Consider the following 14,948-nt stretch of genomic DNA (forward strand, 5'->3'; position numbering starts at 1 on the left):
TCCCCACATTCGGAAAACCGACGCCGATCGGAGTCAGAAATCCAAAACTGGGGAGCCGATACGCGGCACAGGACCTGAACTCAGCCCAATTGCACCGTTGCCGTAGCGCGGTGACCGAAGATTCGCTTGCCCTCGAATGTCGCACCGATGGACACCACGGCGGTTCGAGTCGCCTCGTCCTTCGACTTGATCTTGCCGCTGAAGACGATTTCGGCCGGCTTGTGTGTGTCCACCGGGATCGGGGTGGTGAAGCGAACGGTGTAATCCTTGACGGCACCCGGATCGCCGAGCCACTCGCTGATGTATCCGCCGCCGACGCCCATCGTGAGCATGCCGTGCGCCAGGACGTTCTCGAGGTCGATCATCTTGGCGAACTTCTCGTCCCAGTGAATCGGATTCGCATCACCCGCGACACCGGCGTAGTTCACCAGATCTCCGCGAGTCAATCGCACAGTGCGCGTGGGCAACTCGTCGCCGACGCTCACCTCGTCGAACGTCCGCGTCGGCTGTCCCCGGTACTCCTCGACGATGAGCGGCTCGTGCTCCTGCGGGGTGGACAGGGTGTCGTGCTCGCTCGCGTTGGCGACTGCTGCGTCCATCGATGCGCCGAACATCACCAGGTTGCGGGCGGCTTCGGCGATGGCCGGGTCGATTTCACCGGACCGTCCGACTAGCAGGGTGGTGTAGGTGGTCTGCACCAGTTCGTTCTTCTGGTTGGACACGACGTTCTTGGTGACCATCATGTCTCTGCCCATGACCGTCTTGAACGAGTCGAGCGAGACGTCGCACGTCAGCTGATCACCGGCCAGGATGGGCTTCTGGAAGACCAGCACCTGGTCGGTCTGCAGAATCTGGCTCAGGTCGTAGCCCTCGGCGATGGACTCGAGGAGCTTCTTCTGCGCGAGCGTGCCGACCAAGGACATGAATGTCAGAGGTGCAACCAGAGCGCTGTGTCCCAGCGCGGCCGCGGCATCGCCGTCCCAGTGTGCGGGGTGGAAGTCCTGGACCGCGCGGGCGTACTCACGAATCTTCTCGCGACCCACCTCGTAGTAGTCCTCGGTGCGGTAGTGATAACCGACCATGCTCCGCGCGTGCTCCGCCGGGTCGAATGCCTGTTCGTCGGCTGCTACCGCGCCGGACTCCGCTACCTGCTCTGCCACTGTTGTCCCACCGTCTCGTCCCCTGCTGTTCATCATTACCCGAGCAACCTACCCAACAACGGCGCAGGTTGGCCAGGCTGGGGCATTCAAGCAGAGCGGTGTCGCGGCGCGTCGCGATAGCCCACCACGCCCACCATGGCGCCCTGCTGAGACAACCCACCGGCTCGGCTCATCGCCCCACGTGGATGGTGCTGACGCGACGCAACGACATCGACGGCCATCAGCGCAGCGCCGTGAGCAGTGAGTGACTCGGGATTTGCGGGCGCGATGACCGGCAACATCAGATCGCGGCGAAACAGCCGGCGAAGCGACGGCAGGTTGGCGCAGCCGCCGACCATCACCAACGCATTCACGGCACAGGGCGCATCGACGATGACACTGGCCACCCAGTCCTCGAGCGAACCGATGCTGCGCTCGAGTACATCGTCGAAGGTGTTGCGCCACAATCGGACCGGTCCACCCACAAACGGTCCGACAACCTCTGCCACCCGCAACCTCGACAGTTGCTCCCGCGCCGTACGAATCGCGACCAGCAAGTCCGCGCGCGCGCGATCGGTTGCCAACTCGTCTGCGCCGTACGTCGAGAGCAGGTAGCGCGAAATCTGCTCGTCACACCCGATGCCACCGAACAACGTGGTGCGCACCGACCTGAACACCGTGCCGGTAACCGGGTCTGCGATGGACACCGTGGTGCCGGACGCCCCGATATCGCAGATCGCGACGGTACGTGCGCCCTCGAGCTGACCCGTACCTCGCAGATACCGCAGCTGAGCACCGAGTTCCGACGCGACCAGCAGACGATCTGCCTCGTACGTGGAGTACGCCGATGTCCGGCCACGGGCACCGGGATCGTCGGGGACGGCCAAGACGATGTCTGCTCGCTCGACCATCTGATCGCGCGACATCGACTCGACCAGATCGAGGGCGACCTGGAGATGGTCGCCGGGATCGAACGAGTGCACGATGTGGGCCGACCGTACGGATTCGTCGAACGCATCGACGGCGACCCCTCGGGCGGTGACAGAACCCACCGAGACACCAAGGACTGTTCTCATGTTCCCTCGACTCGAATAGCTATTCCGACCAGCCGATAGTAGCCCTCGAACCGCCCCCTGGACAGCAAATCAGCGAACTATGTGAACTTTCGGTTTGTTTAGTCCGGTTTTTCGCGCCTCCGGGCGGAATTCGACACCGTCAGGCGACATGATCGAAGGGATCACGGCGGTCGGCCAACAACGGTCCCCAGTCTTCCTGCGCCGACGTCATGGCCGCGCAGGCGACACCGTTGGCCGAGTCCATACCGCGGGCGGCGGCCACGATGGAACGGGCCGACTGCACCAGAGACACATCGAAACGAAAGCTGTGCGCCGCCAACTCCGCGAACGCATCCTCGGGACTACAGCCACGCAGCGCGATGAGAACACCCACTGCCCTGTCGATCGTCGTGCGGGTCACCACTTCTGCTGCGGCATTGTCGGTCATCGGATACTCACCGTCTACTGGTCGATCACCCGATGGTAGCGAGGCTCGAGCAGAAGTTCAGGTGTCGAAGTGGAATTCACACACCCGTCATAAGGAGGACTTGTCCGAGTATCAAAGCCGCTCGCTCACAAGGGAACAGCACGTTTCGGATCACTCGACCTGTTCCACCGTCGGTTCCGCGGAAGGCTCCTCCGGGGTGGACGTGGGCTCGGTTGTCACCGGAACCTCCACGGTGGTCGTGGGCGGATCCGTGTCCGGAACCTCGGGCTCGGGCTCCGGTTCCGGCTCGGGCTGTGGCTTCGGATCCTTGGTCGGAGTTCGCCCGCCGCCCGACTCGTCACCGTCGGGGGCGTCGGACGAGTTGCCGCCTCCACCGACGATCGCTCGGTCGGGCTGTCCGCCGCCGCCCGAACCGCCGGTGCCCGACGCCGCGTCGGCTCCCGGAGTCGGAACAGCGCCCGCCGGTGGTGGTTCGCTCCACACGCCGACCGGCACCGGCCCGAACGAGGGTGCCTCGATGCCCCGCGCATCCACGGAAGGAAGAGTCGACGAACCGAGAGGTGCGCCCGTGGTACCGGCCACCACTGTCGCCGACGACGGCGTCTCGGCGACGACAACGGCGTCTGTTGTACCGACCGCGGGACTCTGTTCCGGGCCGGTCGCCGCCAGTGCCCAGACCGTCGCACCGCTGAGCGCGGCCAGTATTGCGATACCCAATCCGATCATCGTCAGCCGAGCACTGCGCGGGTTGCCCGTCCGATCGCCGCCGGAAGGACCCCCGACGTCCTCGCCCGCGTCGAGCTCGTCAGCCGACAGCTCGCTCCGCCACGATGCAGGGCCGGTCGCGGTACCGAAGAGTGCGGCTGCGACTGCGAACGGAACCTCGACGTCCAACCGCGGATCTCCGGCATCCACCACCCCGACGTCGCGAACAGCATGGGCAACCAAGGCGGCGCGAACGATTCCGCAGAGCGCGATGCTGTCGCAGACCACCGCGGAACCGACAATGTGCAGATCGTTCTGGGCTGCCTGCACCCTCATGATTCCGAGCATCGTGGTGACGGCGTCGCCGACACCGCCGGGAGCTGCGGCAACAGAAACAGTGCGGGTGGAAATAGGCCCGAATTCGGGCAGATCGGCCTCGACCAGGACAGCCGACACTTCTTCGACACCGACGTGTACGCCGAGCGCTATGGACATGATCGTCGACTCCCCCGAATCCAATTCCGACTCAGAGTACCCTTCGGAACGCAAAACGGGGAATTCAATTGTTTTCGCGGCGATCAGAATTCCAGCTTGCTCGCCTCGTCTCGGGCCGCTTCTGCTGCGCGGCGCTCGCGCTCGAAGAGCAGACCGAACGTGAAACCGTTCTCCCCTGCCGTCGTCCCGGCTCGCGCACCCAGCGTCCGCAGAATGCCCGCCGCAATCACCGCATCCTGATGCTCGCCGAGCACTTCCTGAATCATCTTGAAACGCTTGATGTTTGCTTTCGAGACCTTCTTGTCCACCACCGGCGCGACCAACTCGGCCGCATACCGAGCTCGCTTCGACGCCTTGCGAGCGCGGTGCAACGCCTCGTCGTCGGTACCGAGCACCGCACTCTTCGTACGATCGATCGCCTTCTTCCCGGCCTTGCGTGCAAGCTTGACCAGCAGGCGATCGCTGACCTCTCCGTCGATCGGCAGCCCGCGCGACCATGCCGACAACTGCGTCAGCAGCGCGCGATAGCGGTCGCCGTCGAGTTCGGCCATCGCCGCTTCACGATGCCGAATCTGCTCTGCCAACAGATCGTTCTCGATACGCGAGGCCACCGGCCCCAGCACCCATTCGGACGGGAGTTCTCGCAGCGCCGCAGCGAACCGGGCGCGCTGCACCTGACGGTCTCGTACCTCACCCAGAAGACTTGCGTACCAGGATAGTTCGGCCTCCAGATGAGCTGCGGCCTCGTCCTCGAACGCACTCCCGAACACCCGAAGAGTGCTGCGATACCGTCTGATTGCCACCCGGGTGGAATGGATCGGGTCCAACCCGCGACGCAGATACACATCACCCGCGACGATTGCCTGCACCTGCTCGTCGAGGTAGTCCGTCAGCAGCCGAACTCCTGAGTCGGCCGGCACCTCGCGCACCACGGACAGCGCCCGATCCAACTTCGACGGATGCGCCGACGGGCGAGCACCCGCACCGCGCAGCAGCTTTCCGGCCTTCTTCAGAAACGACTCGGAGCCGGCCGGGCCGAGTTCGACCTCGACCTCCCGCCACCGCGGCCCCGTCGCGCCGCCGATCAAGACCACCGACACCTCGTCGTCGGCGATCTCCGCAACCACCGATCCGTCGGCGTCGGACACCGAATGCACCGTCCGACGCGTCGTCAAGGTCGCGACCGCGGACAACTGCCCGCCCATCACGGCGCCGCGAAGAACGTCGGCCAACTCGTCGGGCACCACGTCGTCGGCACTGCTGCCGAGAGGAAGTCGAATCTCCGTTCGCGCCTTCTCGGCTGGAACCTTCGCGTGCCAGCCGTTGTCCGAATCTCCGGTGCGCCGCCGCAGCGTGATTCCCCGTCGCAACAGATCGTGCCCGGCAGTGTCGAAGTACTCGCTGATCAGATCGGTCTCACTCGTCGCCAGGACCCCATCGGTGGGCACCAGCGAAGCGAGAGTGGGCAACTCGAAATGTGCGTCGACGTCGAACTTGTCTTCGCGCTCGGTCTGAATCGACTCCATACGACCATCCTGCCTCGAGTACCGGGTCCGACGGCGGCGGAAAGCGCAGACCCGTCAGCCTCGCGGCATGTCCAGTTTCGGGAACGGGAAATCGAACGTCCGAGTCGTGCGGGTGGTGGTCGTCGGACGAGCGGTGGTGGTCGTCGGGCGCGTGCTGGTGGTCGCCGGAGCCTGTGTGGTGGTGGGCCGTGAAGCCGTCGTCGTCGGAGCCGCCGTCGACTGCTCCGACGTGGGCCTGACGGGAGCCGTCGACCCGTCGTCATCGGGAGTCGCACCGGTTGAGGCCGTTGTTCGCCGCGGCGCGGTTGCTCGTGCCGGATCGGAGGTCGTGGATGCGTCCGACGAGGATGTCGTGGGTGCCGGGGAGGAGGCGTCCCCGGACGGGGATATCGACGTCGTCGTGGTCGCGAGCGGCACCGATGACCGATCCGGATCTGCAGGGGAACCGGCCGATGCAGGCTCCACGGACTGGGAGCGGACCGTCTGCGATGAATCCTGCGAGCTGCCGACCGACGGTGCCGGATCGTCGGTATTGGTCCGCGCTGCTGCGGCGACGACGGTCCCGGCCGCACAGACCGCAACCAGTGCGGCGACTGCGCGTCCGAGATGCCGCGACTTGTTGGCTCTGGTCATCCGCTTGGAGGAGGTGTCGCTGTGCCGCGGGCGTTTGGAGACCACCGCACCCACCGGGACAACTGCGGCCACCTCACGATCGGCGGAATCGCTATCGACGGCCGCGAATTGCTCGGTGATCGCGTCGTGCGTCGTCGGCGCAGGCCGAACGCCTACCGTCCGAGCAATCCCTGCAGCACCGCGGGCCGCCAACAGTTCCGGTTCTTCGGGAACGAACACCGGCATCGAGACCGCGTCGAACAAGACCTGTCGAACGATCTGCATGTTGGCACCGCCACCCACCGCGACGACGGCGTCGACGCGGATGCCCCGCGCACCGACGGCGTCGAGCACATCGACTGCCATCGAGACGGCTCGGTGCACCGAGTCGCCGATGAGCTCGTCGAGAGTGCCGCGCCACAATGTCGCGCGACCGCCGACGAAAGGTCCGAGAACCGAGACGCTGCGCAGGAGCGACAGTTGGTGTTTACCGACTCGGACGTCGTGGACGAGCCGTCGCCGGGCCTCGACCGTCAGTGCCTCCGCTGCCCCGAACGTGGCGATGAGGTGATCGCACAGGACACGATCGCAGGCATCACCACCCAATTCATCGGTGCGAGACGCGGCGAGTACCCGGCCGCTGTGGACATCCACCACGGACACCGACGTGCCGGACGCACCGACGTCGAACAGCGCGACGCAGCTCTCCCCGGCCAGTACACCCGTTTCCCGGAGCGCACCCAGCTGGGCACCGAGCTCAGAGACGAGCACAACGTCGTCGGAGAAATCCTGGTCGAAGGCCGTTCTGGGGTCGCTTTCGCGAAGCGCGAGAACCGGGTAGAAGTCAGCGGACGCATGCTCGGCTGCCAGATTGTGCACCGAGGTGATGACGGCATCCCAGGGATCGGGTGCAAGACCGTTGGGCGCCGGCCCTGACGCCACTGGTTCGTGTACTTCCATGACGGAATCGGGGCGAGCGTTGTTGCTGATCACGCTGCGAACACCGCTCGATCCCAGTGACGCACCGAGTACAGACGCACCGACAACCGCGGACAAAAGAAACCTCGTTCTGGTAGGCCCCAACCCACGTTAGGTCACCAGAGTACCGCCACAACCGGCCATTCGTCATGTTTCGAAGGCCGAAAACAAACTCGGGGGTCAGTCCACGCTCGACTGATTGAAGTTCAGGTACGCCTTGGACGGGGTGGGACCGCGCTGGCCCTGGTACTTCGACCCGACGGCGGCGCTGCCGTAGGGGTTCTCGGCGGGCGACGACAGCCGGAAGAGGCACAGCTGCCCGATCTTCATTCCCGGCCACAGCGTGATCGGAAGATTGGCGACGTTGGACAACTCCAATGTGATGTGACCGCTGAAGCCCGGGTCGATGAACCCTGCCGTCGAATGAGTGAGCAGACCGAGCCGTCCGAGTGAGCTCTTTCCTTCGAGTCGACCGGCCAGATAATCCGGCAGCGTCGTCAGCTCCAAGGTGGAGCCGAGCACGAACTCGCCCGGGTGCAGAACGAAGGGTTCGCCGGCCTCGGGCTCGACCAGCGTCGTCAGCTCGTCCTGCTGCAACGCCGGATCGATGTGCGTGTAGCGCGTGTTGTTGAACACACGAAACAGCTTGTCGAGCCGTACATCGACGCTCGACGGCTGAACCATCGACGGGTCGAACGGCTCGATGGCCAGGTTGCCAAGGGTCACTTCGGCACGGATGTCACGGTCGGAGAGCAGCACCTCTGCAGGCTACTGGTCCACTACTGCCTCTCGCGACACACCCGAGCCCCGGTCAGGGCGAGTAGCTAGGCAAAAGAAAATCCGGACAATCGAGCGGCACCAACTTTCACACTCGGGCAACTCCTATCAGGAAGAGTGAAATGAGAATTCCATTCGACGTTCCGTCGTACCAGGACGATCGATCTCGATGCCGCATTGTCGCCGCAACACCCGGAAACAATCCGGTGCTGTGGGAACAATTCCTCGACGGCGCAGAAAAAAGTTATATGAGACATGGTGTTGCTTCTGCGCTCGAAATGTCGACCATTCGAGACGGTGACACCACCACCCTGTTCTTCGCAGCACTCGATCACGCCGAGGTGATGGTCGGCGGGGTGCGCGTGCAAGGCCCGTATTCCTCGGTGGATCAATCACACGCACTCGTCGAATTCGCGGGACATCCCACCGGGCGCCGCCGCGTTCACGCCATGCTCGACGAGCGCATCGCGCACGGGGTGGTCGAACTGAAGTCAGCATGGGTCGCGCAGGACGCACACCGCGGCCGCGCCGTCACGGCAGTGATCGCGGAATCGCCCGCGTACAGCACCGCGATGCTCGGCGCGCGGTACGCACTGGCCACCGCCGCCTCCCATGTCCGCAGCGCATGGCTCGACACCGGCGCGATCATCGCCACCCAGATCGAACCCATCCCCTATCCCGACGAGCGATACCGAACAGAGGTGTTCTGGTGGGACAGGCGAACTCTCGCGTTCGACGCCGAACTGTCCACCTGGCGGCGGATGCGCCGCAACACAGTCACCTTGCTCGCCCACCGTCGACCGTCCATCGGACTCCCGGAAGCAGTGGCATCATGAGCGAGGTATGGCAGCCTGTGATATTCGACAAGACGGATGCCGCACAGCGCGCCGCCCTGGCGGAACTCGAACAGGATACGAGCCTGACATTTCTCGATGAGCGCGAGACGCAGAGAAACGGCTTGCGCACTCTCCTTCCCAGCCCTGAGCAGAGCCTTCTCGAAGAGAACGACCGGTGGGTGTACTTCCCGTGGAGAAAAACGGTGGTCGCGGTTCTCGGACCCACGGCATTTCGACACCTGAGACTCGACAGAAACCGGAACAAGATAACCCGTTCCGAACAGAATTCATTGGGAGATCTCACCATCGGAATTATCGGCCTCAGCGTCGGGCACGCCATTGCCCACACGTTGGCACTCGAAGGAATCTGCGGAACGCTGCGCCTTGCAGACTTCGACGCCATCGAGCTCTCCAATCTCAACAGAATTCCGGCATCCATCCTCGATCTCGGTATCAACAAAGCGGTCGTCGCGGCGAGACGCATTGCGGAGATCGATCCGTATCTACGGATAGAAATAGTCGAGGACGGAATCACGGACGACACCATCGACGGGTTCTTCGACGGACTGGACCTTCTCGTCGAGGAATGCGACTCACTCGACGTCAAGGTCCTCGCCCGCGAAGCAGCCAGATCGCGCCGTATCCCGGTGTTGATGGAGACATCCGACCGTGGGTTGCTCGACGTCGAACGCTTCGACCTCGAACCCGAGCGCCCGGTGTTCCACGGCGTACTCGGAGAGATCGACTCGACGCGCCTGCGAGGCCTGGGCACCCGGGACAAGATTCCGATCGTGCTCGACCAGCTGGACGCCGCGCTCCTCTCGGCGCGCATGGCCGCATCGATGGTGGAGGTGAGCGAGACGATCGAGACGTGGCCACAGCTGGGCGGCGACGTCCAGCTCGGTGGTGCCACCGTCGCGGCCGCTGTTCGACGCTTCGGCACCGGAGCCCACCTGCCGTCCGGACGAATCCGGATCGACCTCGACACGCATCTCGATGCGCTCGCCTCTCCGCATCCGACTCGGACGGAGGAACTGTCCCCGACCGATGGTGCAGACGGTTCGCCGACGAGCTCCGTCGATCCCGACGAAGCCGTTCTCGATGCTGCCCGACGCGCACCGTCCGGCGGCAACAGTCAGCCGTGGACGCTGTCGACCGACGGACGCACGGTGACGATAGGCATCGACCGATCCCGCTCCTCGACACTCGACATCGCTTTCCGCGGCAGCTGTGTAGCAGTGGGTGCCGCGGCCTTCAACGCTCGCGTGGCCGCCGCCGCTCAGGGCAGATTCGACGGTGAGCTCATCACCGACCACGGAGTCGAAATCTCGTTGAGTGACCGTGACTCCGAACCGATCACCGATCGACGCCTCCTCGACGGCGTTGTCGGACGATGCACCGATCGGGAGTTGGGCACCGCCGAGCCTCTCGACGCGAGCGTTGCAGCAGACGTCGTTGCTGCGGCCGCGGCGGAAGGTGGGCGAGCCGTGCTGCTGACGGCACGCGAATCCATTTCTGCGGCTGCGGACATCCTCGCCGACGCCGACCGTATTCGGTATCTCACACCACAACTGCACCGAGAGATGTTCTCCGAGTTGAGATGGCCGGGAGATCCCGATCCGGACCGAGGCATCGAGGTATCGAGCCTGGGTATCGACGACGCGGATCTGTCCAAGCTCGAGATCGTCAAGCGGCCGGACGTCATGGCGCTCGTCGATGCCTGGGACGCCGGCGCGGCGTTGGGTTCCGACATGCGTGATCGGGTGCTGTCGAGCTCGGCGCTCGTGGTGATCGTCGTACCCGGATCGACCGCAGACCATTACATTCGGGGAGGATATGCAACGGAGAACGTTTGGGTAACTGCGCATTTGCACGGTCTGGCCGTACAGCCGGTTTCCCCCGTGTTCCTGTACGCACGCACCCCGGAAGAACATCAGCAGCTGTCGATGCACCGCGGAGAAGCGTTGCAGGAGTTGAACTCGAGGTTTCGCACACTCCTCGACATCACCGACATCGAATCGGTAGCGCTGGTGTTGCGGCTCAGTTGCGCCCCGAAAAGCAGGATATACAGTCGCAGAGTGCCTGTTTCAGCTCTCGGATCGGGGTAGAGTCCGGCAAAGACCAGGGGGAACAGTCCTGCACTGTGTCTGCGAAGAGGCGGGAGCGGGGAACTGGCGCACACACAGACGCTCGAGGTTCTCGTCACCGGCGTCGCAACCGAACTCATGGGAGTCGATGCGGCGACGGTGCACGAGGCGTACGAATCCGTGCTGCGGCGACTCGTGGACCACCTCGGCATCGACTTCGGTTTCCTCAGGCACAACGATTTCGAGGCGAGAGCCACTGTGCTCAGCGCGGAATGGCCCCGACGACTGAGTAGGCCCGATCCGGATCCGCTGGCCGTCGTGAAATTCGAAGACGCCGATTCGGTGTTCGCACTGGCCGAATCACTGACCGAACCGGCAGTGTTTCGGCCGGGCCAGCAACAGGATGGCTATCGCCGACGCGTCGAGCAGGGATCAGGATTCTCCGCGACGTCGATGGCCGTGGTGCCGCTGCTGCACGCGGAACGAACCATCGGCATCCTCGGCCTGATAAAGATCGGCGACCGCTCCTGGTCCGAGTTAGAACTCAACGCTCTCAAAGCAATTGCGGCGCTGCTCTCCCAACTACAAGCACGAGTGATCGCCGAGGAACAACTGCGATTCGCGGCCCTGCACGACCATTTGACCTCACTGCCGAACCGCACGGCCCTCGCACAGCACCTCCGCGAACGACTCGACCCGTCCATGCCCGGTCCCGTCGCGGTGATGCACATCGACCTCGATCGACTCAAAGCACTGAACGACTTTCTCGGGCATCTCGCCGGAGACCACTTCCTCGAAACCATCGCGAATCGACTGCAGAGCTTCGTCGGCGATTCGGCCGGCATGGTCGCGCGTCTGGGCGGCGACGAGTTCGTCGTCGTACTCGCCGGACCGTGCTCGGCCCGCGTCGCGACACACCACGCCGAACTCATCGCCGATGCCATGAACGCACCCGTCACCCTCGGTGTCGAACGAATAAGCCGCAGCGCGAGTATCGGCATCGCCTTCGGCCAACCCGGCCGGCACACCGCGGAATCACTGCTGCGACAGGCAGATCGAGCAGCATTGGTTGCCAAACGTGCAGGCGGTCATGACATCGCTCTGTTCACCGACGAAATGCATGCCGATTCCGAACTACGCAACGACGTCGAGATCCACCTGCGCGACGCCATCGCAGGCGATTCGTTGATCCTGCATTTTCAGCCCGAGGTGGACCTCGTCTCGGGACGGATCACCGCAGTCGAAGCATTGGTTCGATGGCAGCACCCCACCCGTGGACTGCTACCCCCGTCCGCGTTCATCCCGGTCGCGGAGGAGACGAACCTCGCCGGAGAACTCGGTCGCTGGGTTCTCGAACACGCCTGCCGCACGCTGGCCGACTGGCAGCGGGACATCCCCGAGCTCGACATCTCGATGCGCGTGAACATATCGCCGGTCCAACTCGTCACCAACGGTTTTGTCGGCGCCGTCGCCAGAGCACTGGAAGAGTTCTCGATAGCAGGCCCCAACCTCTGCCTGGAGATCACCGAAGTGGCAGTGGTGCAGGACCTCTCACGCACTCGCGTGACGCTCCGCGAACTTCGCGAACTCGGCGTGCAAATAGCGATCGACGATTTCGGTACCGGATACAGCTCACTGTCGCACCTGAAGGAACTGCCCGTCGACGCACTCAAGATCGATCGCGCCTTCGTCACCGAGCTCGGCAACGGAACCACCGGCGACCTCGCCATCGTCCAGTCCATCATCGGACTCGCCGACGCGTTCGGGCTCAGCATCATCGCCGAAGGCGTCGAAACGCAGAGCGCCAGAAACACCCTCATCGAACTGGGCTGCACTCGCGCGCAGGGCTACCTGTTCTCCAAACCGGTAGCCGCCGCAGACGCCTTGATCCTGCTGCACGGTGTGCGAATCGACGTCTGAGTGCCCTGCTAACCTGAACAGCGCAACGCCACGCCGGTGTAGTTCATTGGTAGAACGCGACCTTCCCAAGGTTGAGAGGCGGGTTCGATTCCCGTCACCGGCTCCACGGTCCGACCCTTCGGCCTCACCTCCGACTCACGAACAACCCTGAACACACGGACCATCCCGAGTCACTACATTCACTCCTGAAACAAACCGACCAACGGGTCGATCGGTCGGTACCCTCGCAAAAGACCGATAGCGTATGCGAATTCATTCATTGTATTCGCAAGAATTCCTGCATTTCAAAAGAGTCTTCTTCCGCCTTCATCGGCGTGCTAGAAATCGAATGTCGACTTTCTTTCACACGACATCTGACCTGACAGGAATCCCCTCATGCGTTCACTATCGACCCTTGCTGCGGTCACCCTGACGACATTGGCCGTTGCCGTCTCGTCGGCCACCGCGGCCCCCGCGCTCGCTGCGCCCCTGAGAACCCAAGGCGGAGCGGGAACCCTCCTGTGGGAAGATCAATTCAACGGCTACGGCGGACCGGACCCCTCCAAATGGGGGTTCCAGACCGGCCGGTGGGGTGCGAGTTCCGGTGAGCAGCAGTACTATACGAACTCCTGGAACAATGCGAACCAGTTCAACGGAACCCTGAACATCACCGCGCGTCGCGAAACCCCGCCGGACGGCAAGGGGGCACCGAACAACTTCACCAGCGCTCGAGTGGTCAGCATGGGCAAGCAGTCGGCAACCCCACCGGTACGCATCGAGGCGTCGATCAAGATGCCGAGCGCACAGGGTTTGTTGCCGGCATTCTGGACACTGGGACTTCAGCCCGGCGGTGAGTATTCGTGGCCCAGTCAAGGCGAGATAGACGCGGTCGAAATTCCCGGATTGAACGGGCCATCGTTCAATTTGCATGGTCCCTCGAAAAGGAATTCGAGCCAGGACGTGAAAGCAGGCGGAGGAATGGGTCCCGTCGGAAACGGCTTTCACACCTACCGAATCGACTGGCTACCGACCAGTATCACCTGGTTCGTCGACGGAGTTGCGAGATATTCACTGACCAAGGCTCAGTACGAGGCGAAAGGCGGCAACTGGAAGGCATTCTCGGGTGCCTGGCCGCATTACATCCTGCTCAACGTGGCAGTGGGCAACAACTGGGTCGGGAAGACACCCACGAGCACGCCGTACCCGCAGACCATGAGCGTCGACTGGCTCCGCGTGAGCCGTCTCTGACCTGCAGGTAAGCCCGATCGATCGAGGGGCCCAGCCACATCGGCTGGGCCCCTCGTCGTGCGTCGATCAACTCTCCGCTTTTCGCTCGGTTCTTTGTAGCAGAACAATTCTTAGGACTTTTACCGGTCAAACGCGTTGGTCATAGGGACATCTCACAAATTCAGGAATACCGTCTGTACATGCGCGGAGCACGCCAGAGTCTGATCACCCTCGTCATCGCCGCTGCTGCTGTCGCCATCGCTGCACCGACCGCACAAGCGACTCCACTGATGCCCATTGCGGCTGCGCCCGAGCAACCCGACCACGCCGACGCCATCCGCTACGCGGCAACCAACCGTGACGCCGCCCCACCCGGGTCCAACGACATGAGCTGCACACCCACCGCAGAGCACCCCGAACCCGTCATCCTGGTGCACGGCACCGACTCCACTGCGTACTCCGACTGGGCCGCCTTCTCCCCGATACTCCGAGCAGCCGGATTCTGCGTGTTCGCCATCAACTACGGTGCATCTCCCGACGGCACGAGCAACGGCTACGGTGCCATCGAAGACAGTGCGGCACAACTGAAATCGATGGCCCACTCCATCCTGGACACGACCGGGGCTGCAGCGGTCGATGTGGTCGGTTACTCACAGGGTGCTGCGGTCGCACGATACTTCGTCAATAGGCTCGGCGGTAACGCCATGGTGCGTCGCTGGGTGGGAATTGCATCCCCGACCTACGGCGGCACCATGTACGGAGCCACCCCCGTCGTGCAGGCTGTGCCCGGTGCAACCAGTCTGGTGGCAGGCGAATTCGGACCCGGGCTGGCGCAACTGATGGCCGGATCCGACTTTCTCGATCGCCTCAATGCAGGCGGCGACACCGTGCCCGGCGTCGAGTACACGTCCATCGCAACCAGAGTCGACGAAGTGATTCAGCCGTATACCAATGCGCTACTTCGGGATCCCGGAGCCCAGAACATCGTGGTGCAGGACGTGTGCCCCGACACCGAGGTAGCGCACTTCACGTTCACCTACGATCCCACTGCACTGCGCTTGGCGCTCAATGCACTGGATCCAGCGAACGCACGCCCCCCGACGTGCGTCCCGGTACCCCTGGGATCCGGAATCCTCGACGTCGTCCTGGCCAGCAATTGACGTC

Annotated in this window: 12 protein-coding genes and 1 tRNA gene; 6 read left to right on the forward strand and 7 right to left on the reverse strand. The window is 63.7% G+C overall.

Annotated features, from left to right (window positions below):
• Positions 1-80: 80 nt before the first annotated feature.
• From CH305_RS05875 to dcd, 7 genes are all read right to left on the reverse strand, one after another.
• On the reverse strand, positions 81-1,196 hold the full coding sequence (locus tag CH305_RS05875) for a fused (3R)-hydroxyacyl-ACP dehydratase subunits HadA/HadB (protein WP_080734214.1): 1,116 nt from the start codon (positions 1,194-1,196) through the stop codon (positions 81-83).
• A gap of 50 nt (positions 1,197-1,246) precedes the next feature.
• Positions 1,247-2,215, reverse strand: coding sequence for an Hsp70 family protein (locus CH305_RS05880; RefSeq protein ID WP_256983560.1), 969 nt, complete (start codon positions 2,213-2,215; stop codon positions 1,247-1,249).
• 139 nt (positions 2,216-2,354) lie between these two features.
• Positions 2,355-2,642 (reverse strand): ANTAR domain-containing protein, encoded by a 288-nt coding sequence (locus tag CH305_RS05885; RefSeq protein ID WP_032405300.1) that lies wholly within the window; start codon positions 2,640-2,642, stop codon positions 2,355-2,357.
• 150 nt (positions 2,643-2,792) lie between these two features.
• A complete protein-coding gene (locus CH305_RS05890; RefSeq protein ID WP_052057844.1) occupies positions 2,793-3,842 on the reverse strand; it encodes a hypothetical protein in 1,050 nt (349 codons plus the stop codon).
• An 83-nt stretch (positions 3,843-3,925) separates the two neighbouring features.
• Positions 3,926-5,368, reverse strand: coding sequence for a CYTH and CHAD domain-containing protein (locus CH305_RS05895; protein ID WP_037147257.1), 1,443 nt, complete (start codon positions 5,366-5,368; stop codon positions 3,926-3,928).
• Positions 5,369-5,422: 54 nt separating this feature from the next.
• Entirely contained in the window at positions 5,423-6,973 is a 1,551-nt protein-coding gene (locus CH305_RS05900) for an Hsp70 family protein (RefSeq protein ID WP_143545255.1), read from the reverse strand.
• 165 nt (positions 6,974-7,138) lie between these two features.
• Complete coding sequence (gene dcd, locus CH305_RS05905; RefSeq protein ID WP_032377592.1) at positions 7,139-7,717, reverse strand: dCTP deaminase; 579 nt, start codon at positions 7,715-7,717, stop codon at positions 7,139-7,141.
• A 140-nt stretch (positions 7,718-7,857) separates the two neighbouring features.
• Between dcd and CH305_RS05910 the strand changes: the two genes are divergently transcribed.
• From CH305_RS05910 to CH305_RS05935, 6 genes are all read left to right on the forward strand, one after another.
• Positions 7,858-8,571: a hypothetical protein gene (locus tag CH305_RS05910; RefSeq protein ID WP_143545256.1), complete on the forward strand. Its 714-nt coding sequence runs from the start codon at positions 7,858-7,860 to the stop codon at positions 8,569-8,571.
• A complete protein-coding gene (locus tag CH305_RS05915) occupies positions 8,568-10,679 on the forward strand; it encodes an Rv1355c family protein (protein WP_094703103.1) in 2,112 nt (703 codons plus the stop codon). Before CH305_RS05910 ends, CH305_RS05915 begins: the two co-directional genes overlap by 4 nt.
• A gap of 117 nt (positions 10,680-10,796) precedes the next feature.
• Positions 10,797-12,578 (forward strand): bifunctional diguanylate cyclase/phosphodiesterase, encoded by a 1,782-nt coding sequence (locus CH305_RS05920; protein ID WP_094703104.1) that lies wholly within the window; start codon positions 10,797-10,799, stop codon positions 12,576-12,578.
• A 32-nt stretch (positions 12,579-12,610) separates the two neighbouring features.
• Positions 12,611-12,684, forward strand: a tRNA-Gly gene (locus CH305_RS05925).
• Positions 12,685-12,953: 269 nt separating this feature from the next.
• Positions 12,954-13,805: a glycoside hydrolase family 16 protein gene (locus tag CH305_RS05930; protein ID WP_032405296.1), complete on the forward strand. Its 852-nt coding sequence runs from the start codon at positions 12,954-12,956 to the stop codon at positions 13,803-13,805.
• A 179-nt stretch (positions 13,806-13,984) separates the two neighbouring features.
• Positions 13,985-14,944, forward strand: coding sequence for a triacylglycerol lipase (locus tag CH305_RS05935; protein ID WP_094703105.1), 960 nt, complete (start codon positions 13,985-13,987; stop codon positions 14,942-14,944).
• The last annotated feature ends 4 nt before the right edge of the window (positions 14,945-14,948 follow it).

It is taken from the genome of Rhodococcus sp. 15-649-2-2 (genome assembly GCF_002258645.1).
Taxonomy (GTDB): Bacteria; Actinomycetota; Actinomycetes; order Mycobacteriales; family Mycobacteriaceae; genus Rhodococcoides.

Excerpts from the sequence above, each read along its gene's own strand:
- CH305_RS05875 (WP_080734214.1), bottom strand. The coding sequence starts at position 1,196 with ATGATGAACAGCAGGGGACGAGACGGTGGGACAACAGTGGCAGAGCAG.
- CH305_RS05880 (WP_256983560.1), bottom strand. The coding sequence starts at position 2,215 with ATGAGAACAGTCCTTGGTGTCTCGGTGGGTTCTGTCACCGCCCGAGGG.
- CH305_RS05885 (WP_032405300.1), bottom strand. The coding sequence starts at position 2,642 with ATGACCGACAATGCCGCAGCAGAAGTGGTGACCCGCACGACGATCGAC.
- CH305_RS05890 (WP_052057844.1), bottom strand. The coding sequence starts at position 3,842 with ATGTCCATAGCGCTCGGCGTACACGTCGGTGTCGAAGAAGTGTCGGCT.
- CH305_RS05895 (WP_037147257.1), bottom strand. The coding sequence starts at position 5,368 with ATGGAGTCGATTCAGACCGAGCGCGAAGACAAGTTCGACGTCGACGCA.
- CH305_RS05910 (WP_143545256.1), top strand. The coding sequence starts at position 7,858 with ATGAGAATTCCATTCGACGTTCCGTCGTACCAGGACGATCGATCTCGA.
- CH305_RS05915 (WP_094703103.1), top strand. The coding sequence starts at position 8,568 with ATGAGCGAGGTATGGCAGCCTGTGATATTCGACAAGACGGATGCCGCA.
- CH305_RS05920 (WP_094703104.1), top strand. The coding sequence starts at position 10,797 with ATGGGAGTCGATGCGGCGACGGTGCACGAGGCGTACGAATCCGTGCTG.
- CH305_RS05930 (WP_032405296.1), top strand. The coding sequence starts at position 12,954 with ATGCGTTCACTATCGACCCTTGCTGCGGTCACCCTGACGACATTGGCC.
- CH305_RS05935 (WP_094703105.1), top strand. The coding sequence starts at position 13,985 with ATGCGCGGAGCACGCCAGAGTCTGATCACCCTCGTCATCGCCGCTGCT.